Raw genomic sequence first — 23,712 nt, 5'->3', positions numbered from 1 at the left:
TGCCGTGTTTGCAGGCCTTATGTCAAGACATATGGCGATTGCAGCGGGCAGCAAAACTGGTTAGTGCCCACAATTTTTGCTGTTTGCAATTGCTGCCAGTTACGCGCGCGATACAGAGTCCGCGCCATGGTCAGCATGCGCAATAGCCTATAATATATAACTTACATATGCAACCAGATAACTAAACAAAAAGCGCAATAACATTTACTGAAAATAATTTCTTTTAAATTGATCTATGATAAACCAGAAACCAGCCGAAACGCTTTACAGCCAGACTGAGTAAAAAATTATTTTTTTAAGGCATGCACGCCCCGCAACAGCCCACCAAACGGTGTGGAGGGAATTATGATCAAGCTCTCGACCATGCAAAAACTTTTTGGCCTGTCCTTGATCCTGTCGCTCTTTACTGTTGCGGTAGGGATGTATTCAGTAAACAGTCTTAGCAACCTGTCTAACGATATTGGCACTCTGTACGAGGTGCATGTTAAAGGCCTTGACGCTGCACGAGCGCTTAATATACGCGCGCTCAGAATGCTGCGAGAAGAAAAAAACATCATTCTGACCAACGAAGATGCGGAAATTCAACGTTATCTTGGCGTACTTGCAACCGAACGCAAGGAGTTTGAAACCCTGCTAAAAAAGCTGCCCAGCTATTTTCAGTCGAGCGAGGGCAAGGCGCTGTACAGCAAGCTGCTGCAATCGGCGCAAGCATGGTTGCTCGTGCACGAAAAAGTCATAGAACTCGGCAAAACAAGCGATGCCGCCCTGAACGAACAGGCGCAAAAGCTTTCGACCACCGAGGCGCGCGTCACCATGGCCGCCATGGCGCGGGACATACAAAATATAGTCGATTTCAAGCTGATGCGCACCAATGAGCTGAACGACAGCAGCACACGCATGTACGAAACATCGCGTTTTATCACCATTGCGGGCATCTTGGCCTCTCTGCTGGTAGGCCTGAGCCTGGGCTTTTTGATAGCCCGCAACATGCTGCGCCAGCTGGGCGACGAACCGGCATCGCTCTCGCAGCTGGCACTGGCCATAGCCGGGGGCGACCTCAATGCGCGGTTTGACCCTGCCCGGCCAGCGATGGGCGTTTTTGGCGCGATGAAGAGTATGGTGGATACCTTGAAAACCAAAATTTCTGAAGCGGAGCAAAAGGGGCGCGAAGCTGAGGCGGAATCGGAAAAAGCCCAGCAGGCAACCATTGAAGCCGAGGCTGCCCGCAAGCAGGCCGAGCGCGCCAAGGCGGAAGGCATGCTGCAGGCCGCCCGCCAGCTTGAAAGCGTAGTGGGCATCATCAATACGGCTTCAGAACAGCTTTCCGCCCAGATTGAACAGTCGAGCCGCGGTGCGGACGAGCAATCAAGCCGAGTGCGCGAAACAGCCACAGCCATGGAAGAAATGAACGCCACCGTGCTTGAGGTTTCCAAAAACGCCCAACAGGCAGCCGACGCCTCCAGCAACACCAAGAAGCAGGCCCTGGAAGGCGTGAACATAGTAAGCGAAGCGGTCAAGGGCATAGAAACCGTACGCGCCCAGTCGCTGGGCATCAAGGAAGACATGAACGCTCTGGGCAAACAGGCCGAGGGCATCGGCCAGGTCATGAACGTCATTGCCGACATTGCCGACCAGACCAACCTGCTGGCGCTCAACGCGGCCATCGAGGCGGCGCGGGCGGGAGATGCCGGACGCGGCTTTGCCGTGGTGGCCGACGAGGTGCGCAAGCTGGCCGAAAAAACCATGTCCGCCACGCAGGAAGTGGGCCAGGCCATAAGCGATATTCAGGAAGGAACCCGCAAAAATATCGCCAATGTGGACAAGTCGGCTGTATCCATCGAAAGCGCTACAAGCCTTGCAGTCCAATCCGGTGAATCACTGCAGCAGATACTAACCTTTGTGGAGCATGTGAACGACCAGGTGCAGTCCATTGCCACGGCCAGCGAGGAGCAGTCCGCCGCCAGTGAAGAGATCAACCAGTCAGTGGAGCAGGTGGCCACCATTTCGGCCGAGACGGCACAAGCCATGGAACAGGCCTCGCGCGCGGTTTCAGACATGCTGGAACAGGCGCAGATTCTGCACCGCCTGATAGCCGAGATGAAAAGTCAGGGAGAAGCCGCGTAAATACAGGCTGCACCATGCAACCCCGCTATAGAAAGTGCCGGCCCTGCCGGCACTTTTTTTTGCAATTACGCCACGCCTGCCCTTTTTGCCGCAATTTTACTAAGGCAACCCTTCTGACCGTTACGGCTTTATTGACTACAGATTCACGCTTGATATTAATGGTGTGAATGCAGATAGCTGCCTTTTGCCAGCAATAGCTCTTAGCAATAGCTAGCAACTGTCGATTAATGCATAACCAATTATTATATAACTGCACTTCATAAATTACCGTCTCCAATTTTAAATATTTAATAAAATATTGTTTCAAAAAATACAGATATTAAACATTGTGCAACATATTTTGGCGGCAAGAAAAAATAATCTCTCTGGCCTAAGTTATTATGAAATTTGGCCGATAAGCATATCGACAGGAAATTTTATTGATCGTTCATTCAATAATATTGAATTTCAATTCATAATATTGCAATTTAGCTGATTATCATGAAATATACTTAAGAACAAAGAACATATGGGGGGCATATGCGATCAATCAAACAAAAAATTGCACTAGCTGCGGGACTTGGCCTCATTTTTACAGCTGTTACGCTTGTAGCATTCGGTCTGTATTCTACCAGCAACACAAAGACCTTCGTGTCTGACAGCGTTTCGCGCCTGCTGGAAAAAAACGCCGTCTCGGCGCTTGAATCGCTGGTTTCGGACAGGGCTTCTGTGGTGGAAAGCGCGCTGCAGGACAACATTGATACGGCCCGCACCACAGGCAAGATTTTTGAAGTGCTGCGATCCAATATAGAAAAGGATCATCTGCGCGAGCTGTTTACCAAAATTTTGCTCGCCAACCTTGAAAACAACCCCACCTATCTTGGCTCGTATTCCGCATGGGAACCCAATGCGCTGGACGGGCACGACGCCCTGTACGCCAACACAGAGGCCCACGACGCCTCTGGCCGGTTTATAACCTACTGGAACCGCGACACCTCTGGCAAAATCAACCGGCAGGCGCTGGTAGAATACGAGAGCCAGGCCAAGCATCCCAATGGCGTGCGCAAAGGCGGCTGGTACCTTGGCCCCAAGGAAACCGGCAAGGAAAGCGTGCTCGACCCCTTTCCCTACATAGTGCAGGGCAAAACAGAGTGGCTGACCACAATCTCTGTGCCTGTTAAGGAAAACAGCAAGTTTCTGGGCGTTTCGGGCACAGACCTGCGCCTGACATTTTTGCAAAAAATGGCCGAGGACGTTAACGCCAAAATTTATGCGGGCAAGGGCAACGTCTTTATAGTCAGCTACGACGGGCTGGTTGTGGCAAACAGCGCCGATGCCTCCATGGTGGGCAAGTCCCTGACCAACGCCCTGACCAATGCGGACAAGATCATGACAAACGTGCGCGAGGGCAAGGCCGTTGCCGGTCTGGACGACGGCGGCAAATCCATTGTCGCGTACGCGCCGGTCAGGCTTGGCCGCTCCGGCAAGTTCTGGTCGGTGCTTGTAAAACTGCCGCGCGATGTTGTGCTGGCTGATGCCGACGCCCTGGAACAGCATCTGGCCGAACGCGCCAGCAACGACGCCTTTAACCAGATACTCGTGGGCACGGCGGTAGCGCTGCTGGGCATAGCCTGCCTGTGGTTCTTTGCCGGTTCACTCACCCGCCCGCTCGTCAGGGCCAAAAACTTTGCCGAATGCGTCGCCTCGGGCGACTTCAGCCAGGAGCTTGTGATAAAACAGCAGGACGAAATAGGCGCTTTGGCTGACGCGCTGCGCACCATGGTTACCAAGTTGCAGGCCATGATCGCCGAGGCCCACGCCAAGGGCGAAGAAGCCCAAAAGGCCATGGTTGAAGCGCAGGAGGCAACCAAGGAGGCCCACGCCGCCAAGGCGCAGGCCGAGCGCGCCAAAGCGGAGGGCATGCTGCACGCTGCCAACCAGCTTGAAGGCGTTGTGGAAATTGTTACCTCGGCCTCGCAGCAGCTCTCCAGCCAGATAGCGCAATCGAGCCGCGGCGCGGACGAACAGTCTGGCCGCGTGCGCGAAACCGCCACGGCCATGGAAGAAATGAACGCCACAGTGCTTGAGGTTGCCCGCAACGCCCAGCAGGCGGCGGACGCCTCTATGCAGACCAAGCAAAAGGCCGTTGAGGGATCACAGATAGTTGGCGACGCCGTAAAGGGCATTGAAACGGTCAGGGACCAGTCGCTGGCCATCAAGGAAGACATGAACGCACTTGGCAAGCAGGCCGAGGGCATTGGTCAGGTCATGAACGTCATTGCCGACATAGCCGACCAGACCAACCTGCTGGCCCTCAACGCCGCCATTGAAGCGGCCCGCGCGGGCGACGCCGGGCGAGGCTTTGCCGTGGTGGCCGACGAGGTGCGCAAACTTGCCGAAAAAACCATGGCCGCCACGCAGGAAGTGGGCCAGGCCATACGTGATATTCAGGACGGCACGCGCAAGAACATCGCAAACGTGGACAAAGCCGCCGTTACCATTGAAAGCGCCACTGATCTTTCCATACGTTCAGGCGAGGCCCTGCAGCAGATTGTTACCCTTGTTGAACAGGTAAACGACCAGGTCCAGTCTATTGCCACGGCAAGCGAACAGCAGTCCGCCGCCAGCGAAGAGATCAACCGCTCTGTCGAACAGGTTTCCACAATTTCGTCCGAAACAGCGCAAGCCATGGAACAGGCCTCCAGCGCTGTTGCTGAGCTCGCCCAGCAATCAAATATACTGCATAATCTTATTAATGAAATGAAAACACAGGGATAATGCAGCGCGAAGATTAATGGCTTGCCCGGCCAGAGCGCACGTTGTGACCGGGCAAGCCATTGACACTGCTCCACTTTCACTGCATTAAACTACGAGGTACATTTTCCAGCGCATGCTTGATTGGTGAGAACAACCGTCTTTAACCACGGCTTGACGGGTCAGACTGGCAGAACTCCAACGGCTGCAGGAACTCTATGCGCGGTATTATCGCAGGAATTCTCTTTTTTATGGCTTTTGCGGCTTCCGCAACGGCTACGCCTGCCGCCCCTGACGCAAACACCGACACCCTCCCCCCTATCATCATCACCCTCTCCCACGACAACGAGCCTTATTCATTCGCCTCCATGTTTGGCGAGCCCTCTGGCCTGCTGGTGGATATCTGGCGGCTGTGGGGCGAAAAAACAGGCCGCACCATCAAATTTCGCATGGGCGAATGGTCAGATACCGTGGCCGACATTCGATCCGGTCAGGCAAACATCCACAGCGGCCTTTTTAGCACGGCCCACCGCGCCCACCTGCTCGACTTTGGCCCACCGCTCTACCACTCGCGCATAGTTCTGATCACCGCCGCCGGCATCAGCACGGATCTGGAGCATATGCCTACGGCCACACTGGCCGTGCTCAAGGGGTCGCAAATCGATACGCATCTGCGCACGCACTTCCCCAATCTGCGCCTGCTGTCCTTTACCTCGTTCAAGGATATGGTTCTGGCTGTGGCAGGCGGTCTGGCCCAAGGCCTGGTAGGCCCGCCGCAGGCCGTGATCAACGCCATCGACCGGCTTGGACTGCACGACAAGTTTTCTCCAGAGCCGGTGCGTCTTTTTGAAGACGACGTGCGTCCTGCTGTTTCCAAGGGCGATACAGCGATGCTGGAACTGGTGGAAAAGGGCCTGTCGCAGATTTCACGCGCAGAGCTTGTAGCCCTTGAGGAATACTGGATCCGCGTGCCTTCGCTACGTGAGCTCGACAAGATGCGCCGCCCGCTGCACCTTGCCCGACAAGAAAGGCTGTGGCTGGAGGCGCATCCGCAGTGGCGGGTCGGCACTATCAAGGATACCGCGCCCCTTGCCTTCATCAACAGCCAGGGGCGCTTTGACGGCATCAGCGCGGACATTTTGCGGGCGATCAGCGCCATACTCGGCGTGGATATTCTGCCGCAGCGCACTGGCAGCGCGCGGGATATCGGCGCGGCCCTGGCGGCACAGACGGTGGACGTGGTGCCTTTCAGCGAAAATCTGCCTCCGATCCACGACAGCCAGCCGCTGACCCGGCTTATGTTTTATCTGCCGCTGGATGTGGCAACAAAGTCCAATGCCGGATTTTCCGTTAGTCGGCCACGCGATCTGGCCCAACGAACCGTGGCGGTTCTGGCCTATCCCGACCTGATATCCCAGCTGGAAAAGCAGGTTCCCGATGCTGTGGTCGTGCCCATGCAAAACATGGCCGAGGCGCTGAACGGTCTGCGTCTTGGCCGGTACGACGCGGTCGTGGGGCTTTCCGTCTCCGTGGGATACGCCATAACCAACGGCAGCTACGGCGACCTGCGCCATTCGCGCCTGTCCAACCTGCGGTATGCCGCGCAGATTGCCTTTCGCTCCGACTGGCCGGAGCTGCCCCAGATTTTTGAAAAAGCCTACGAAAGCATCCCCTACATAAATCTGATTGAAATGGCCCAGCGCTGGTCCACGCTGCGCATAGAGACCAACATAGACTGGGCGCGCATCAAACAGGTCGGCGTTTTTTTTGTCCTGCTCGCCGGCACCCTGCTGACCGTGATACTCATTGCCAACCGCAGGCTTTCACGCCAGAGCCAGGCCACGCAAAAAGCCCTGACGGCCCTGCGCCAGCGCGAGCGGCAGCTCAAGGCCGTTATGGACAACCAGCCCAGCATGGTGATGCTTATTGATGCCAACGGCCTGTTTATTCTTGTAAACAGGCAATTTGAGCAGTTTGTTGGCCGCACGACCGAGGCAATCATTGGCAAGCGCAACGAGGATATTCTCGCGCCTGAAATAGCCTGGGAAGCCTCGCGCTCCGACGCCATGGTCATGAATACCGGCGAGTCCCTTACGGAGCAGACGGCCTACCGTGATATGACCGGCAGCCTGCGCGATCTCGACATCTGCAAAGTTCCGCTCAAGGACGACGACGGCAACGTCATGGGCATTGTCATTACGGCCACCGACATCACCGAGCGCCGCAAGGCCGAGCGGCAGGCCCTGAGTACCCAGACGGAGATGGCGCAGATATTTAACGCCGCTGGCAGCGCCATGCGGGTGCTGGACACAGACCGGGTTATACTGCAGGCCAACGACGCTTTTCTTAAACTGCACGGCCTTACCCGCGATGAACTCATTGGCGCGCGGTGCGAGGACGTTACCGGCGATGAGAGCAAATGCCGTTCGAACGCGATCACACGCGTACTCACCGGTTCGCCAAAAGCGGCGGAAACAACCATGTACCGCCGCAAAAACGGCGAGGAGCGGTACTGCGACATTGTGGCGACGCCCTTTCTTTCGCCAGAGGGCGAGCTGCTCGGCGTTATTGAAGACTGCCGCGACGTGACGGATCTGGTCGAAAGCCAAAAAGTCATGCAGCGGGCGGCGCTTGCAGCGGAAGAAGCCAGCCGGGCCAAAAGCGAATTTCTGGCCAACATGAGTCACGAAATCCGCACGCCCATGAACGCCATCATTGGCATGTCCTACCTTGCCCTGCAGACAGATCTGACCAAAAAACAGCACGGCTACCTGAACAGCATCAAAAATTCCGCCAAGTCGTTGCTGCACATCATCAACGATATCCTGGACTTTTCAAAAATCGAAGCGGGCCGCATGGATATTGAAGAGGTAGATTTTGAGCTGGATGAGGTGCTGCAGGGCCTGACCAGCCTGGACACCGTAAAGCTGGCTGAAAACAAGGTTGAACTGCAGCTGGATGTGGAGCCGGAGGTTCCGTTTACCTTGCGGGGCGACCCCTTGCGGCTGGGGCAGGTACTCATCAACCTTGTGGGCAATGCCATCAAGTTTACCGACCAGGGTGAAGTGGTCGTCACGGTGCGGCGGCAGGCAGCCAAGGGCGACAATATTACACTGCTTTTCAGTGTTCGCGATACCGGCGTGGGCATGACGGAAGAACAGCGGGACAAGCTGTTTCAAGCCTTTTCGCAGGCCGACATGTCCACCACCAGGCGTTTCGGCGGCACGGGGCTTGGGCTTTCCATCTCCAAAAAACTTGTCGAGATCATGGGCGGCACTATTTACGTTGAAAGCACGCCCGGCCAGGGCAGCACTTTCTTCTTTACCGTTACGTTTGGCCTGCCGCAAAGCGACTGCGCCATTCTGCCCGAGGCGTTCGAGCTTTCCAATGTGCGGGCGCTGGTGCTCAGCCGCTCACCTTCCGCCCGTGCGCGGCTGGGGCAAATGCTCGAGGGTCTGGGCCTGCGGTACGGCGAGGCGGAGGACGCGACAAAAGCCGCCGACATGGCCTTGGCCGCAGTAAAAGATAACGAGCCCTACGAGGTGATACTCATCGACTGGATACAACCCAAAGCAGACAGCCTGCAGCGGGCCAACCAGCTGCAGCACCTTGATGGGACGGACGGCATACCCGTTGTTATCATGACCACCGTGCGCGACCTCGACAGCTTTACCCAGCAGGCCCATGCTGCGGGCCTCCGGCATGTGCTCGGCAAACCCGTCTGCAGAACAACACTGCTGCGCACCATTCAGGATGCTGTGCACAGCAGGCTGCAGCCTGGCGGCCGCCAGCAGCACGAAAACCTGCCATTTCTCCCCATCAGCGGCATAGAAAACCAGCGCGTGCTGCTGGCCGAGGATAATGAAATAAACCAGCTTGTGGCCAAGGAACTGCTTGAAAGCATGGGCCTTGCCGTGGATATCGCCGACAATGGCCGTATTGCCCTGGATATGATCTCCCGTACAGAATATGCGGCGGTATTCATGGACATACAGATGCCCGAAATGGACGGCTACGAGACCACCCGCAGGCTGCGCGCCACCCCCCTGCGGCGTCAGCTGCCCATTATCGCCCTGACCGCCCACGGCATGGTGGGCGACAGGGAAAAATGCCTTGAGGCCGGTATGAACGACCACATTTCAAAGCCCATCGATCCGCAGGATCTTGCCGACATGGTCTCCCGCTGGTGCCGCAAGGGCGGTTCGGCCACGCGGATGTAAGATAATCCCAGCGCAGCCCGCTACGCCCCCTGCGGCGCGTTATCATCACCCGCACCCGCAACACCCGTGCGCGCCAGCGCAGCCGTCTGAGGCCGTATCAGCAGCCATGTGCCCGTAAGCGCGGTAAAAGGCGCAACCGTCACAAGCCCGATGCTGCCTACCAGGGTATTCATGATTTCAGCCGCGACAAAGGGCAGGTTAAGGGCGTTTTCAAGCGGTATGCCCTGCGCCATAAACAGCATCAGGGTGGCTATGTAGCCTCCGGAATAAGCCAGCAACAGGGTTGTGGTCATGGTGCCCACCACGGCCCGCCCCACCCGCAGGCCAGACGCCAGCGCCGCGCGGCGCGAAATGCCGGGGTTTTGCGCGGCCAGCTCGGTCATGCTGGCGGCCACATCCATGGCCAGATCCATCAGCGCGCCAGAAGAAGCCATAAAAATGCTGGCAAGAAAGATGCGCGTCATGTTGAGGTGCGGATAGCCGGAATAGAGCACGGTTTCCGCATAGGGGCGCACAGCGCCGTGCAATTGGAACGGCCCGGCAAAAATCAGCGCCAGCGCACAGGTGGCGGCAATGCCCAGCAGCGAACCCAGCCACGCGGCCAGACCACGCCGGTTCATGCCGCCCACCAGCAGGATGGTGGCCCCCGTGATGGCAGTGGTAATCCCTAGCCCAAGCAGGATAGGATCCACATCACGCAGCAATGCAGGTATCAGCGCCTTCCAGATCATCAGGGCTGAAAAAACGAACGAAAGCAGCGCCTTTAACCCGGTCGCCCCGGCAAAAACCAGCAGCAGCAGGGCAAATATGCCAAAGGCAACGGCCTGCGTGTGCAACCGGTAATGATCCTGGGCCACGGCGTCGGCCACCTTGCCGTCGCGCAAGGTAAGCACCAGCAGGGCCGTATCGCCGGGGGCGAATACTTTATCCAGCTCCATCTTGCCCACGAGGTCGTTGCCTGCCTGCCACGTCTGCCCGGCATAGGGGCCGTCCAGCGCACGCATGGTCACGTACTGCGTACCCATGCGCACAATGCCGTACTGGTGCACGCGTTCATTGTCCACGCTCAGCACGGTTGCCCGGCAGCGCACGGCATTGTCTGGCAGGCGGTTTTCAAAACCCGTAGGCAGCAGGTAGAGTGCAAGACAGGCCAGCGCCAGAACAACGCACAGCAGGGAATCGCGCCGGGTTGAGCGCAGGTTGCCGTGCAGGCAGCAGCACGTGCCGTTCTGGCCCGCTCCTGGTTGCAGCGGCTGCGATTGCCCCGCCCCGGCGATCGCGCCTGTATGATCTGCCATAGTCATGGGTGCCGACTTGCCTGACACGGCGGCCCTTTCAGTATCCGAACCCTGTAGCGGCATAATTTTTCGCCTCGACGTTACTGTTTGCTTTCTGCCCGCGTACGCGAGCGGGCCGGGCAGCAGGCACAACCCCGCCGCCCGGCCCGCAGACCATTTCAGCCAGTGCAGCCTAATTGGCAGCCTGAGCTACAGCCGCAGGGCTGTACACAGGGTGGGCCGCAGGGCTGACCGCAGCGGCGGCTTTTTTTACGCCCATGATTTCGGCCATGCGGGTAAAGATGTCGGTGTTGTCATAAAAACCGCCAAAACGCTCCGCTCCAACGCCGCCAGCGGAGGTCAGCACCGGCACGCCGGTGTGCGAATAGGTGGTCCAGGCAATCCCCGACTTCTGGTTGAGCAGATGGGTAAGGGTAATGGTAAAAGGCTCGTACTCGCCGTACAGCAGGTAATCCTGATCCGACTGTTTTTTGGCGTCGCCGCCCTTCATGCTGCGCTCAAAAGCGGCGCGCAGTTCGTCCACCTCGTAGGGCTTCAACACCATGCCAGCGGCTTCGCCATCCTTGGGCAGGGCGGCGGCTTCCGCTTCAGAAAGCACCGTGAGGCCAAAGTTTTCTTTTACCAGGGGCAACACGTCTTCCAGTTTTGCCTGCGGATGGGACTTGCGGAACGCGTTGAACTTTTCGTTAAAGGCAACATAGGAGATCTTCTGGTTTTTCAGCCGGGTGTGGTATGAATCGTACTTGGTGCCCGCAAAACCCAGGGACATGCCGCCGGTTTCGTGGTCGCCCGTCACGATGACCAGCGTATCGTTGGGGTGGCTGGCCATAAAGTGCATGGCCTCGGCCACGGCGGCGTCAAAGGCCAGCACGTCGGTGATGGAGCTCACGGCGTCGTTGGCGTGGCAGGCCCAGTCAACCTTGCCGCCCTCGATCATCATAAAAAAGCCCTTGGGGTTATCCAGCAGTTCAAAACCCTTGCGCGTCATCTCGGCCAGCGATACGTCGCCCGCCGCCGCATCCATGGCGTAGGTCATGGATTCTTCATCCTGCAGGCGCGGATTGACAAAGACCACGCGGTCCTTGCCGGGCTTGAGCGCGCGAAAATCCTGGGCGCTGTTCACATAGCGAAATCCGTTGGAGCGGATGGCGTCGACCACATTGCGCTTGTCGCCTTCCATCTTGGACTTTTTGCCCGTGGGATCAAGAAAGCCGCCGCCAGCAAAGTAATCCATACGGCTTGCGGCCAGTTCGAGGCCGATTTCATAATAATTTTTACGGCTGGGCTGATGGGCATAAAAGGCCCCGGGGGTGGCATGGTCGAGCGACACGCTGGTGACGATGCCCACCTTCATGCCGCTGTCGCGCGCCATCTCGGCAATGGAAACCACAGGCACGTTTTTGCCGTCCACTCCAAGGCCCCGGTTGGTGGTCTTGACGCCACAGGCCATGGCTGTGCCCGCTGCGGCAGAGTCGGTGATGAGCGAATCAATGGAATACGTGGTGGTTGCGCCCTGCACGGGCAGCTGGCTCATATTGAGTTTGACTATGCCGGGCGTGGTATCGCCCTTCTGCGCGGCCAGATACAGCTCGGCGGCATTGCGCTGGGCCATGCCCATGCCGTCGCCTATGAGCAGGATAACGTATTTTGCCTGCCCTGCCTGGGCAGCGCCAGCAAGGCAAAGCAGCATGAGGCAAAGAGCAAACATAAAACGAACGGCATTGCGCCAACGAAAACGGGCCATGATCCGAACCTCCTGCATGAAAGCACATGATAAAAAGCCCCGGATTTTGGCCAGCCTTCCCCAAAACCATGCGAGGCAGCCTGTGGGCTTTACAATGCGTAAACGCTCGCCCATTGCTGTGACAGGCGCGTTACGGGCAGACGCATGTTGGGTTACGCCACGCCTGCAAAAATCCCAACGCCCAAACGCCAAATGTAAACAGACTGCCCGCAATGGAGGACAGACCGTTTGCATTTGGTGGCATCGGCCGTCAGCACTTTTCACCGTTAACCATTATAGGGTAAACCGAGGCCCGTTGCGGTCAGGAGGGCATCCTTAGACGCTGCGGCAATGCCGCGCGACGCAGGGCACCAGCAGCCCCAGGGCGGGCGAAATCACACTAAGGGAAAAGCGTCTCAAGACACAGGAATATTTGAGCACGATCAAGGGCGTAGGCCGTATTTACCAACAGACATATGTGGGCACTTATTCCAAGTGGGCAGCCGCCAAGCCCTTACGACCAAGACCCTCACCACAGGCGCAGAGCTGCTGGATCGAATTTTGCCATTTTTTTCTTCAATGGCAATGAACCTCATTCACATCCTGACAGACAGAGGCACTGAATATTTAGGAAGGGTCAACGCACACGATTTTGAGCTACCTTGGCCTCAATGACATAGAACACACCAAAACCAAGGCCCGACACCCGCAGACAAACGGCATCATCTGCGAAAGATTTCATAAAACAACACTGAATGAGTTTTACCTGGTTGCGTTTCGGTGCACGCTGTATCATTTTGGGCAGGATCACAGACCGACCTAGATGACTGGATAGGCCACTACAATACAGAACGAACCCGTCAAGGAAAAAGGTGCTGCGGCAGAACGCCCATGCAAACACTCCTTGAGGGGAAAACTCTATGGCAAAAGAAGCTCGGACAGCTTAATTGATCGGACAGGAAACACCGTCAAAACGGAGTTACTGTTAGATCAAGTCGAAACTAGTAAACATGAAACTGTCCACATTAGTTTTTCCGTTGACTGCTCCGAAGAAGTGAACCCACTTCTATCACCTCTGCTTGCAGGCCTATGCGTAGTGGGCTAGGGTCACAGTCCCGCAATGCTGATAAGATGGAGAATTCTTAGAAATGCTTTCTTCTAAAAATACTTGTACTCGAAATTGTGGAATTGATATATTGCGACTTATGGCTGCACTGAGTGTTATTGTATTGCATTCATCCCCATTGACAAGCATCACTGATATGCGATCTATTGGAAACGTAATTAATGTTACAACGCGATGGGCAGTCCCATTTTTTTTTATTGCGTCTGGATATTTCTTTGGTTTTCAAGAATCGCGTGGACTCATAAAGTTGACTTTTTTACGAATTTTGAACTTACTGTTCATTTTTGTTTTTTCGTGTGCATTTTACATTTTCTTTTATGAGTTTTTAGAGACAGGAAATTTATTATATGCTACTAGAAAAATGGTTTCTGGTGTATATTATGCAATAGCTACGTTTGAATTTCGAGAATATCCAACGCATCTCTGGTTTTTGTCTGCAATGGCACAAGGCTATTTGTTCTTATTTTTACAAATTAAATTTGCAAAACGATCAATCAGTGTCGTTATTTTGGTGGCATTACTTGCTATTGGAAGCCTTGGGCAGCACCATGATTTTTATTCGAGAATATTTTCATTGCCTTTGCCTACTCAAACAAGGAATGCTCTATTTTTCGCTTTTCCATACATGTCGCTTGGTTATATGTTGAATTTTTTAAAAACTAAAATGCCTTTTTGGGGTTTACTGGTGTTGGCTATTACTGGATGGCTGGGGACCATAGCTGAATTCTTTTTGTCAAATACCCCAGGCTGCCCGTTGAGCGATTACTACTTGGCAACGCCTATTTTGTGTTCTAGTCTATTTCTTTTAATATTACAGTATTCAACTTTTCAAAATAGCCTGTTTTCTATTATGCGCCCCCTTAGTTTATACATTTACATATTACACCCAGCAGTAATTGCGCTGATGACAAAATTTTTTGGAGAACTATCTAGTCTCTCTGCCTTTGAACAGCTTACTCGAGTCTTTTATGTATGCTTTTTAACGACTGCCATTAGTGTCGCTTTGCACTTCATTATAAAAAATATAAAGTCGGCTTGGGTGGAGCGCTAGAATTTTCAATGGTCTGCACTTGTCCCCAAATAGTATATTGAAAAATAAAAATCCGGGCATAGTAACACAAGAATAAAACATAGTAGATTCACCGAAGAGCAGATTATTGGGATATTGCGGCAAGCTGCGGCTGGCGTTCGTATTGTCGATCTGTGCCGCCAGAATGGCATCTCGGATCGACTTTTTTACTAATGTGGGCGGCAAGTTGTGATATGCCCCCCGTCGGAGTAGACAGCGATATAAAGGCCACCAGGGCTGACAGTTGTATGGTCTACTCCCCGTCTTTGGTGTAGAGCCGGAATAACGGCATCACAGAAGGTTTTCACCGAAAAATGAAGTTGATTCAGCGGCGTGCGTATGGCTTTCGTAACTTCGAAAACTACCGCCTGCGTGTGCGTGTTTTGTGCTGCTGAAATGGCTGGGGGAATAGATCAGAAACCTGTCGGAAAAACTGCTCGCTGAAGGGGCTTGCCCCCGTCTTTGGTGTAGAGCCAAGTTTGTCCAGGCTGGCAAACCCTAGACCAATAGCGGGGGGTTCTCTGTTTCGCGCGCAGGTGCGCTCAACGGGCTAAAGCCGTAACAAAAAAGGACTCATGCATATTCTGCATAAGTCCTTGAAATATAAATGGTGCCGAGGGACAGAATTGAACTGCCGACACGGGGATTTTCAGTCCCCTGCTCTACCAACTGAGCTACCTCGGCCCATAGGGCCTGCCGCCAGAGCGTTTGCTCTTTCACAGCGGCTGGAGAAGTCTTCTATCCACTTGCGCTGGATTTGGCAAGCTTTTTTTTGAGAATTCCGCGCAATGGGTTGAAATACGCGTTTCTTCCGGCCATACTTCCCCCCGTCAACAGCCAAACCAAGGATTCAGCGTGCCTTTTTTCAGTCCCATCCCCCCGACGTTGCGCGACCTTGATGCCCTGCGCAACATCGGCGTCAAACGCGTCATACTGCAGGCCATGGCTACCGGCGGGGTTACCGGCGGGGTCATCGGCCTGTTCCGTTTTGCCTACGACCACATCAATGCGGCCCTGGTGCAGGCGGTGCACCAGCACAATATATACTCTCCTGCAGTGGCGGCGTGCCTGTTTGGCGGACTGGCCGCGCTGGCCCTGCTGGCCCTGCTGGCCTTGCGCGTTGAACCCCTTGTGAGCGGCAGCGGCATACCGCAGGTCGAGCTTATGGTGCGCGGCCAGATGCGCATGAACTGGCTGCGCGTTTTGCTGTGCAAGTTTGCGGGCACCCTTGTTTCGCTCAGCGGTGGTCTTTCGGTTGGCCGCGAGGGGCCGTCCATTATGATGGGCGCGGCTGTGGGCGCCGGCGTGGGGCGCCTGTGGGGCGAGCGCGGCGGACAGAGCCTGCCGCGCTACCTTGTGGGCGGCAGCGTAGCCGGGCTTGCCGCGGCTTTTGGCGCACCCATGGCGGGCATGTTTTTTGCCTTTGAAGAGATGAAGACCATCATCAGTGCGCCCATGCTGCTGTTTACGGGCGTGAGCGCGCTTTCCGCCTGGTTTGTGGTGCAGGTGCTCTTTGGCTTTGGGCTGGTGTTCCCTTTTGCGAGCCAGCCTTTTATCCACTGGACGCAGTGGTGGGTGATTCCCGTTGCCGGGGTGCTTATGGGCGTACTGGGGGCTTTTTATAACCTCGTGCTGCTGCGCCTCACGCGCTGGGCCGACCACAGCCCCCTGATGCCCCGGCCTCTGCGCGTCTTGCTGCCGTTTATACTGGCGGGTGGGCTGCTGTACCTCTACCCGCAGGTGCTTGTGGGCTTTGGCGTCAGCACCCTGCAGCTCGCGGGTTTGCCCCTGCCGCTGCTTGGCCTGTCTGCCCTGCTGGCGGTTAAAATGGCCTTTTCGTGGGCAAGCTTTGCCTCCGGCGTATCCGGCGGGCTGCTCATGCCCGTGCTGCTCATGGGCTCCATAGGCGGCGCGTGCATGGCCTCGGGGCTGCAATCCGCAGGGCTGATCAGCCCTGACCAGGCCGCCACCGTACTTACCCTCGGCATGACGGGACTTTTTGCCGGTTCTGTGCGCGCGCCCCTTACCGGTGCGTTTTTGCTGCTGGAAATGACCGGCTCGTTTCACAACATGCCCGTAGTGGTGCTTACGGCCTACATTGCCGCCTTTACGGCCAACGCCCTGCATGTGGAACCGGTGTACGACAGCCTGCGCGCCCGTTGCCTGGCTTTGTCCAGCGCCGCTGCCCAAAATGACGATAATGGCAATGATCCCGATACGTCAGGCAGCGCAACGCCACTGCAAAAATGAAAACCCCCACAAATGGTGCAACTGACCATAAAAATTTTATATAAATAACTATCTGATATATTTGAATTTTTAAAAAAATGCTTGCGTTTTGCAAATGGAGTGTCTATGTTCACCAATTGCAAAACCAACCGCGCCCCATGGAGTAGGTATGACCCGTAAAGACCGCACAGAAGGCATATACAGCCGCCGTGAAGTACTGGATGAGAGTGAGCGCCGCCAGTACTGCCTTATTCAGCTCAAAGATTTGCTCTCCTACGCCTACCGCTATTCAGAAGACGTTAAAAAGCGCTTCGACCGTGCGCAGTTTAATGTGGAGAAATTCAAAACACTTACCGATATAAAGCACATTCCCATCCTGAAGAAGAAAGAACTTATCTTCCTTCAGTCCATGGGGCCGCGCCTGGGCGGTCTGCTCACCAAGGATATCGGCGAGCTCAAGCGCATCTTTTTGTCGCCTGGGCCCATCTTTGATCCCGAAGACCGTGGAGAAGACTACTGGGGCTACACCGAGGCCTTCTATTCCGTTGGCTTCCGCCCCGGCGACGCCGTGCAGAACACGTTCAACTACCAGTTGACGCCCGCTGGCCTCATGTTTGAAGAGCCGTTGCGCAACCTGGGCTGCGCGGTCATTCCCGCTGGCCCCACCGACGCCGCCACCCAGCTCGACATCATGCAGAAGCTGCGCGTCTCCGGTTATGTGGGCACGCCCAGCTTTCTCATGCACCTTGCCCAAAAGGCCGAAGAAAAAGGCCTTAACCTGCGCAAGGACCTTTTTCTCGAAGTGGCCTTTGTCACCGGCGAACGCCTGTCTGAAAAGATGCGCTCGCAGATGGAAAAGAAGTACGACCTCGTCATGCGTCAGGGCTACGGTACGGCCGACGTGGGCTGCATCGGTTACGAATGCTTCCACAAAACCGGCCTGCACATTGCCAACCGCTGCTACGTGGAAATCTGCCATCCCGACACGGGCATTCCGCTGAAGGACGGCGAAGTGGGCGAAATCGTGGTTACGGCCTTCAACAAGACCTACCCGCTGATACGCCTTGCCACGGGCGACCTTTCGTACATCGACCGCAGCCCCTGCGCCTGCGGCCGTACCAGCCCGCGCCTTGGCAGCATTGTGGGCCGCGTGGATACCACCGCCCGCATCATGGGCATGTTTGTCTACCCGCACCAGGTTGAACAGGTCATGAGCCGCTTTGAAGAAATCAAGCGTTGGCAGATCGAAGTAACCAACCCCGGCGGCATCGACGAAATGACCCTGTTTGTGGAAACCAGCGGCTTCAAGCGCGAAGAAGAGCTGCTGCACCAGTTCCGCGAAAAGATCAAACTGCGCCCCGAACTGCGCGTGCTGGCTCCCGGCAGCCTGCCCCCGCAGATCCGGCCCATCGAAGACAAACGTCACTGGGACTAACCCGCAGATATGCAACAAGCCCGGCCAAAAGCCGGGCTTGTTTTTTTACATGCAATAAAGGTGATGCCTTTTTCAGGGCATCCGCCAGAGCCGGATTTTGCCTGATGCAGAGGCCGCTCAAAGCCGCAAACAGGCTTCAGCTATTTTGACCTGACGAGACGGGCTTACGCCCGCCCCGCTACGTGCCAGACTTCATCTTGTGCACCAGGGCCTTCAGGGCGTTGGCTTCGCCTACCAGCTGTTCCACAGCCTGGGCAGAGCTGGCCATAACCTGCGCCGTATCATGCGAAATACCGTTAATTTCGTCCACGCTGCGGGCAATCTCCTCAGACGTTGCCGACTGTTGCTCGCTGGCAGTGGCGATGGACCGCACCTGATCGCTGGCGCTGTCCACCATGGTCACAATCTCCTGCAGCACCTGGCCGCAGCGGGCGGCCAGCTCTGTGGTGCGTTGCACCGAGGCAAGGGCCCGATCCATATTTTCCGCATTGGCGCGCGTGCCGTTCTGGATGCCGGTTACGGCTTCGCCCACCTCGCGGGTTGCGCCCATGGTTTTCTCCGCCAGTTTGCGCACCTCGTCGGCCACCACGGCAAAGCCGCGCCCCGCATCGCCCGCCCGGGCCGCTTCAATGGCGGCGTTGAGCGCCAGCAGGTTTGTCTGGTCGGCAATGTCGGAGATAACAGACATGATCTGCCCGATGTTGCCCACCATGCCGCCCAGCGAATCCATGGAATCCTTGAGTTCGGCTGACACACGGCGCACTTCGTCCATGCCGTCAACCACCTGACGCATAACTCCAGAACCCTCGCTGGCCCGGCTGTGCGCGGCGTCAGTGCTCTGGGCGGTGCTGGCGGCATTTTGCGCCACCTCAAGCACGGTGGCGTTCATCTGCTCAATGGCGGTCGCGGTCTCCCCCACGCGGGACGATTGCCGCTCTGCGCCAGTACTGGCCTGCCGCACCTGCGAAGATATGGCTGCCGTGACCGCAGAGATGCCCTCCACCGAGCGTTCCAGCTGGCCTGCGGCTTCCATCATGCCCTCGGCCCTGGCGCGCTCTGCGGCGGCCTTGGCGGCCTGAGCCTCTTGCGCCGCCTGCCGGGCCCTTTGACCTTCTTCCGCCGCCTCGGCGCTTCTGCCTTCGGCCTCTGCTATCTTGGCCTTGAGCGTGCCCACCATGGCTTCAATGCTATCGCGCAGCACAGCCATCTCCGCGCTGTATGCGCCGCTGGCCCTGGCCTCAAGGTCGCCTGCGGCCACGGTCCGCGCAAGGTTGACCACGCGCCCAAGGGGCCGGGTGACAGACAGCAGCACCAACAGCCCTATGCCGGCCCCGCACAGCACGCTGCCGATTATGGATGCCATCAACAGCGTCTCCGTGCTGCGCGTCTGCTCCGCCAACTCCTGCTGGCTTGACACAACTCGCGCCATAAACTGCGCTTCAAGGGCCGCCAGATTTTTTTCTGTGGCGTGCACATGGTTTTTGTAAGTGGTGTAAAAGGTGTTGGCCTGGGTTGCGTCCATGGAACCTGTACCGGCTGCCAGCTCAGCAGAGGTAGGCCGCACAATTGCATCATAGTTGGCAAAGGCCTGTGCGGCCTCCTGCGCCAGGGCCTCGGCGCTGGGCCCGTCCTGCGGATTGCCCCGCAGGACGTTTTGCAACTGGCGCAAATTATTGCCCTGCACGCCTGCAAGTTCGTTGAGCTTGCCCATATAGCCGTTAAGCGCTTTGGCGTCGCCCAGGTTAAGCAGGATATCCTTTTCAGCCTTGCGGTACAGCTGCATGCCAAGCGATGCCTCTTGCAGCAGGCTGATGGTAGGCAACTCGTGCCTGCCCAGCATGCTCAGGGTAGCGCGCTGGGCGCGCATGGCCAGCATGGCAAAAGTGCCCGTCACGACAAAAATCAGCAGGATGACGCCAAACCCGCAGGCAAGTTTGGCCCGAAGAGAAATGCCCATGTTGTCCTCGCGGCTCAGATAAATGAGGGGGGGGATCTAGTATAATATTTCTTCAAAACGGGCGCGTCTGTCAATGACCGCCCGCAGCCGCGCAGCAAATTGCCTGCCCGGCGTTGCCTTCTTTTCTGAACTGTATCATTTTAAGCATCACGCACGCCAAACACATGGACGTGCCGAACCCTGCAGGAGGATCCCGTGAGCGCAAACACCAACGAACAGCCCCTGGCAAGTCTTTTCCTCTGGCTGCGCAACCGCCATGCGGAAGTGATGACGGCGGAGACGCAGGCCCTTGCCCGCCTTGACGCCGGAGATACCCCCGGCCATAATGAACTCATGCGCCGCAAGGCCGAGCTGCTCGCCAGCATGGCGGAAGACGCCAAACCCCTGCTTGAACCCCTGCCCGGCGAAACACGCTTTAACTACGCGCTTGCCCTAGAAGGCTTTTCGGCAAGTGCGAGAATGTCTTTGCGTCTGAACTCGGTTTTTTATATGTCTGCCCTGCTCTACCCCGATGACCACAAGCCGGGACAGCCCGACAACCTGACCCTGTGTATTGAGCTCATGGAAAAGATGGGCCTCGAATTCAGAAAAGATTAGCCCGGTCAGGGGCAACGGCCTTGCCGATCACGCGCAAGGCTTTATGTTTGCTTTGCAGCAGGCAGGCGCTTTGCCCTGTCGGGCTGCCAACACCACAAGGAGACCCCCCATGAAGCTTTTGCACATAGCTTTTGCCGCAGTGCTCTGCCTTTGGGCTGCGTCCGCCCAGGCCAACCCCGCCGCTGCCGAGGCTGGCAAGGTTGATAAATTTGAGCTGATGGACACCGACAAGGACGGCAAGGTAACCTACGAGGAATTCAAGACATGTTTTCCCAACATGCGCGAAGAAGCCTTTACCGTTATTGACAAAAACGGCGACAAAGCCATTGAGCGCGCCGAGTGGGACGAATTTGTCGCCAACCATTCGTCCGGGCACATGGGCGGCAGCATGGGCAACATGATGGGCGGCCAGGGCGGTATGCCCGGCAATTCCACAATGCCCATGCCCGGCAACGCCGACATGCCCCTGGTGACCCCCCCCAATGGCAAATAAACGTTCCCCGTCATTTCCGCAGCCCTGGCGTCAGCACGACAGCCAGGGCGACCCTGCTTTCGAGCGGCAGCCCGACAGTTCCCCAAAGGCTGCCGCTCCCCTGTCCGCGGGTGCGCCCGCTGATGCGTCAAGAGGTGCCGCGCGGCGCAAGGCCTCCAGAAACGTCGGCAACACGCACGGTGCGTCTGCCCCCGATACTGGAGGTAAAGCCTCAGGCAAGGCCGACGGCAACCCCGTTGCCGCCCGCAGGCCGCCCTTCCCCGATCTTTTGCGCGACAGTGCGCCCTCGCCGCAGGCGCGACAGGCAAAGGGCAAAACCGTCAGTTCCCTCTGGGCAGACGAGGCCGCGCCCGGCGACGCCCCGCGAGGCGCGTTGCGCCAGCCGCGCTTTGTGCCCATGAGCGCGGAAGAAATGCGCGCCCTTGGCTGGGACCAGCTTGACGTTCTGTTGATCAACGGCGACGCCTATGTTGACCACCCCTCGTTTGGCAACGTGCTGCTTGCCCGCTGGCTTATCCGGCACGGCTTCCGCACCGGCATTGTTGCCCAGCCCGGCTGGGAAAACACCGACGATCTGCTTGTTATGGGGCGTCCCCGCCTTTTTGCCGGGGTCAGCGCAGGTGCGCTCGATTCGCTGCTGGCTCACTACACGGCCTTTCGCAAAAAGCGCCATGACGATGCCTACACCCCCGGCGGCAAGGCGGGCGCGCGGCCCAACCGCGCCTGTCTCGTATACGCCAATCTGGCCCGCCGGGCTTTTCCCGGTCTGCCCATCGTGCTTGGCGGCATCGAGGCCAGCCTGCGCCGGGTTTCACACTACGATTTTTGGACAGACGCGCTGCGCAGGCCCATTCTCATGGACGCCAAGGCCGACCTGCTCATCTGGGGCATGGGCGAAAAGGCGATTATCGAATGCGCGCAACGCCTGGACAGGGGAGAGGGTATTCGCGGCATCTCCGGTACAGCCTGGATGGACAAACTGGACGCCTCCGGTCACCCGGCCAACCTGCCCCCCGCGCTTGAGGACGAGCCGTGGGTTGCCCTGCCCGCGCACGAGGAAATTTTGTCCGACTCCTTTCAGCTGCTCAAACTGACGCAGGAGCTGGAACGGCAGGTGCACCGGCTCGACGCCTGGGCTTACGAGCCCGTGGGCGACCGCGCCGTGGTGCTTGCCCGCCCCGCGCAGCCCCTGAGCACGGAAGAAATGGACGACCTGTACACCCTGCCCTTCACCCGGCTGGCGCACCCGCGCTACAAAGAGGCGATCCCGGCTGCGGAAATGATGCGCACCAGCATCACCAGCCACCGGGGCTGCGGCGGCGGCTGCTCGTTCTGCTCGCTGGCCCTGCATCAGGGCAGACGCATCAGCTCGCGCTCCGAACAGTCCATACTTTCAGAGGCCCGCCTGTTGGGCCAGCAAAACATGGCCCGAGGCAAGGGGCCGGTGGCCATCTCGGATGTGGGCGGCCCCACGGCCAACATGTGGCAGGGGCACTGCGCCCTTGACAGCCGTCACGCCCAGGGCAACACTTCGCCAGTCAAGAGCGTGTGCCGACGCGCCAGCTGCTGTTTTCCATCCGTGTGCAAGTCGTTTATCACGCCGCAGCACAGGCATGTTGAGCTGCTGCGCAAGGTTGCGGCGCTGCCCGAGGTCAAGCAGGCCCGCGTGGCCAGCGGCGTGCGCGCCGACCTGGCCCTGCGCGATGCGGATGCGCTGGCGGCCTATACGGGCGAGTTTACGGGCGGACAGCTCAAGGTCGCGCCCGAGCACTGCGCGCCCTCCGTGCTGGAACTCATGCGCAAGCCCCCACTGGATGTCTTTGAGGTTTTTCTGGACAGTTTTGTACGGCAAAGCCGCGCTGCGGGTCGCGAACAGTATGTGGTGCCGTACCTCATGAGCGGCTTTCCCGGCTGCACGGACGAGGACATGCGCACCCTGTCGCGCTGGCTGCGGCAGCGGCACTGGAACCCGCAGCAGACCCAGTGCTTTATCCCCACGCCCGGCACCATTGCCACGGCCATGTTTTACTGCGGCCGCGACGAAATGGGCGAGCCCATCTATGTGGCGCGCACCGATGCCCAACGCATGCGGCAGCACTACATCCTTATGCCCGCTACGGCGGAGAACGAAACCCCCGGACGCCCCCGCGCCCGGCAAGACTCCCGTGCAGGCAACAACCCGCAGGAGCACCCCACCCGCATTGGGCAGGGACGCCGCGACGACTCGACAGGACGGGAGGAGGCCAACCGACCCTCGCGTCAGCACCGGCAGGCCACGCCTGAGGGCGGGCAACACTCGCGGGGCTACCGTCCCGATGCCGACGGGCGCGGCCCCGACAGGCGCAACAACCGAACTGCCGGAGACGACGGACGCAGCCGCCAGACTGAAAGAGAAAGCGGGCGCAAAGGTGTACGGCGTGCTTGATATTTCCAACTGCTTGCAACGGAGAGGAATCCATGTCCCGCCACGTCAATGACGAAGACAGGCTGACCAGGCTGGAAGAACTGACGTTTTTTCAGGAGGAGCGCCTCAAGGCTCTGGATGCTGCCCTGACGGCCCAACAGCTTCAGCTGGACAAGCTCGAGCAGGATTTTGCCGACGCCACGTCGGTGATCAGGTTGCTGCGCGAAAAGCTGGGCGACCAGCCGGAAAATGCGCTGCCGCCACACTCCATGCCCGAGCGCTGGTAACGGCAATTTTGCGGCCT

General features: G+C 57.6%; 13 protein-coding genes, 1 tRNA gene and 3 pseudogenes. 13 read left to right on the top strand and 4 right to left on the bottom strand.

Annotated elements, in window-relative coordinates:
* Positions 1 to 345 precede the first annotated feature (345 nt).
* The 3 genes from DDIC_RS01215 (at position 346) to DDIC_RS01205 (ending at position 9,077) form a co-directional block, all read left to right on the top strand.
* On the top strand, positions 346 to 2,124 hold the full coding sequence (locus DDIC_RS01215) for a methyl-accepting chemotaxis protein (RefSeq protein ID WP_136398760.1): 1,779 nt from the start codon (positions 346 to 348) through the stop codon (positions 2,122 to 2,124).
* Positions 2,125 to 2,754: 630 nt separating this feature from the next.
* Complete coding sequence (locus DDIC_RS01210; protein WP_348769732.1) at positions 2,755 to 4,881, top strand: methyl-accepting chemotaxis protein; 2,127 nt, start codon at positions 2,755 to 2,757, stop codon at positions 4,879 to 4,881.
* 194 nt (positions 4,882 to 5,075) lie between these two features.
* Positions 5,076 to 9,077, top strand: coding sequence for a response regulator (locus tag DDIC_RS01205; protein WP_136398758.1), 4,002 nt, complete (start codon positions 5,076 to 5,078; stop codon positions 9,075 to 9,077).
* A 20-nt stretch (positions 9,078 to 9,097) separates the two neighbouring features.
* Here DDIC_RS01205 and DDIC_RS01200 read toward each other — a convergent pair whose 3' ends face one another.
* Positions 9,098 to 10,375, bottom strand: coding sequence for a YibE/F family protein (locus DDIC_RS01200; protein WP_247647509.1), 1,278 nt, complete (start codon positions 10,373 to 10,375; stop codon positions 9,098 to 9,100).
* A gap of 172 nt (positions 10,376 to 10,547) precedes the next feature.
* Complete coding sequence (locus tag DDIC_RS01195; protein WP_136398757.1) at positions 10,548 to 12,119, bottom strand: alkaline phosphatase; 1,572 nt, start codon at positions 12,117 to 12,119, stop codon at positions 10,548 to 10,550.
* A 409-nt stretch (positions 12,120 to 12,528) separates the two neighbouring features.
* On the opposite strand from DDIC_RS01195, the pseudogene DDIC_RS13905 reads away from it, so the two are divergent.
* The 4 genes and pseudogenes from DDIC_RS13905 to DDIC_RS14110 all read left to right on the top strand — a co-directional run.
* Positions 12,529 to 13,049, top strand: a pseudogene (locus tag DDIC_RS13905) (integrase core domain-containing protein); the annotation flags it as partial.
* Positions 13,050 to 13,246: 197 nt separating this feature from the next.
* Positions 13,247 to 14,275, top strand: a complete 1,029-nt coding sequence (locus DDIC_RS01185; RefSeq protein ID WP_136398756.1) for an acyltransferase — start codon at positions 13,247 to 13,249, stop codon at positions 14,273 to 14,275.
* Between the two features lie 72 nt (positions 14,276 to 14,347).
* Positions 14,348 to 14,464 (top strand): annotated as a pseudogene (locus tag DDIC_RS01180) (transposase); the annotation flags it as partial.
* Positions 14,465 to 14,568: 104 nt separating this feature from the next.
* Positions 14,569 to 14,688, top strand: a pseudogene (locus tag DDIC_RS14110) (transposase); the annotation flags it as partial.
* Between the two features lie 213 nt (positions 14,689 to 14,901).
* Here the strand turns inward: DDIC_RS14110 and DDIC_RS01170 are convergent.
* Positions 14,902 to 14,977, bottom strand: a tRNA-Phe gene (locus DDIC_RS01170).
* A gap of 171 nt (positions 14,978 to 15,148) precedes the next feature.
* Between DDIC_RS01170 and DDIC_RS01165 the strand changes: the two genes are divergently transcribed.
* Both DDIC_RS01165 and DDIC_RS01160 read left to right on the top strand, forming a co-directional pair.
* On the top strand, positions 15,149 to 16,543 hold the full coding sequence (locus tag DDIC_RS01165) for a chloride channel protein (protein ID WP_136398755.1): 1,395 nt from the start codon (positions 15,149 to 15,151) through the stop codon (positions 16,541 to 16,543).
* Between the two features lie 148 nt (positions 16,544 to 16,691).
* Entirely contained in the window at positions 16,692 to 17,957 is a 1,266-nt protein-coding gene (locus DDIC_RS01160) for a phenylacetate--CoA ligase family protein (protein WP_022659670.1), read from the top strand.
* A gap of 178 nt (positions 17,958 to 18,135) precedes the next feature.
* Here DDIC_RS01160 and DDIC_RS01155 read toward each other — a convergent pair whose 3' ends face one another.
* A complete protein-coding gene (locus tag DDIC_RS01155) occupies positions 18,136 to 19,914 on the bottom strand; it encodes a methyl-accepting chemotaxis protein (RefSeq protein WP_136398754.1) in 1,779 nt (592 codons plus the stop codon).
* 195 nt (positions 19,915 to 20,109) lie between these two features.
* Between DDIC_RS01155 and DDIC_RS01150 the strand changes: the two genes are divergently transcribed.
* From DDIC_RS01150 to DDIC_RS01135, 4 genes are all read left to right on the top strand, one after another.
* Positions 20,110 to 20,511 carry a hypothetical protein gene (locus DDIC_RS01150; protein ID WP_136398753.1) on the top strand — a complete coding sequence of 134 codons (402 nt, stop codon included), beginning with the start codon at positions 20,110 to 20,112 and terminating at the stop codon, positions 20,509 to 20,511.
* Between the two features lie 109 nt (positions 20,512 to 20,620).
* On the top strand, positions 20,621 to 21,004 hold the full coding sequence (locus DDIC_RS01145; protein ID WP_136398752.1) for an EF-hand domain-containing protein: 384 nt from the start codon (positions 20,621 to 20,623) through the stop codon (positions 21,002 to 21,004).
* Between the two features lie 397 nt (positions 21,005 to 21,401).
* Entirely contained in the window at positions 21,402 to 23,429 is a 2,028-nt protein-coding gene (locus DDIC_RS01140; RefSeq protein WP_136400969.1) for a YgiQ family radical SAM protein, read from the top strand.
* Between the two features lie 32 nt (positions 23,430 to 23,461).
* On the top strand, positions 23,462 to 23,695 hold the full coding sequence (locus DDIC_RS01135; RefSeq protein ID WP_136398751.1) for a SlyX family protein: 234 nt from the start codon (positions 23,462 to 23,464) through the stop codon (positions 23,693 to 23,695).
* Positions 23,696 to 23,712: the final 17 nt, after the last annotated feature.

It is taken from the genome of Desulfovibrio desulfuricans (assembly GCF_004801255.1).
GTDB lineage: Bacteria > Desulfobacterota > Desulfovibrionia > Desulfovibrionales > Desulfovibrionaceae > Desulfovibrio > Desulfovibrio desulfuricans_C.
Note: the sequence above shows the minus strand (reverse complement) of the source record. Positions and strands in the feature narration are given on the sequence as shown.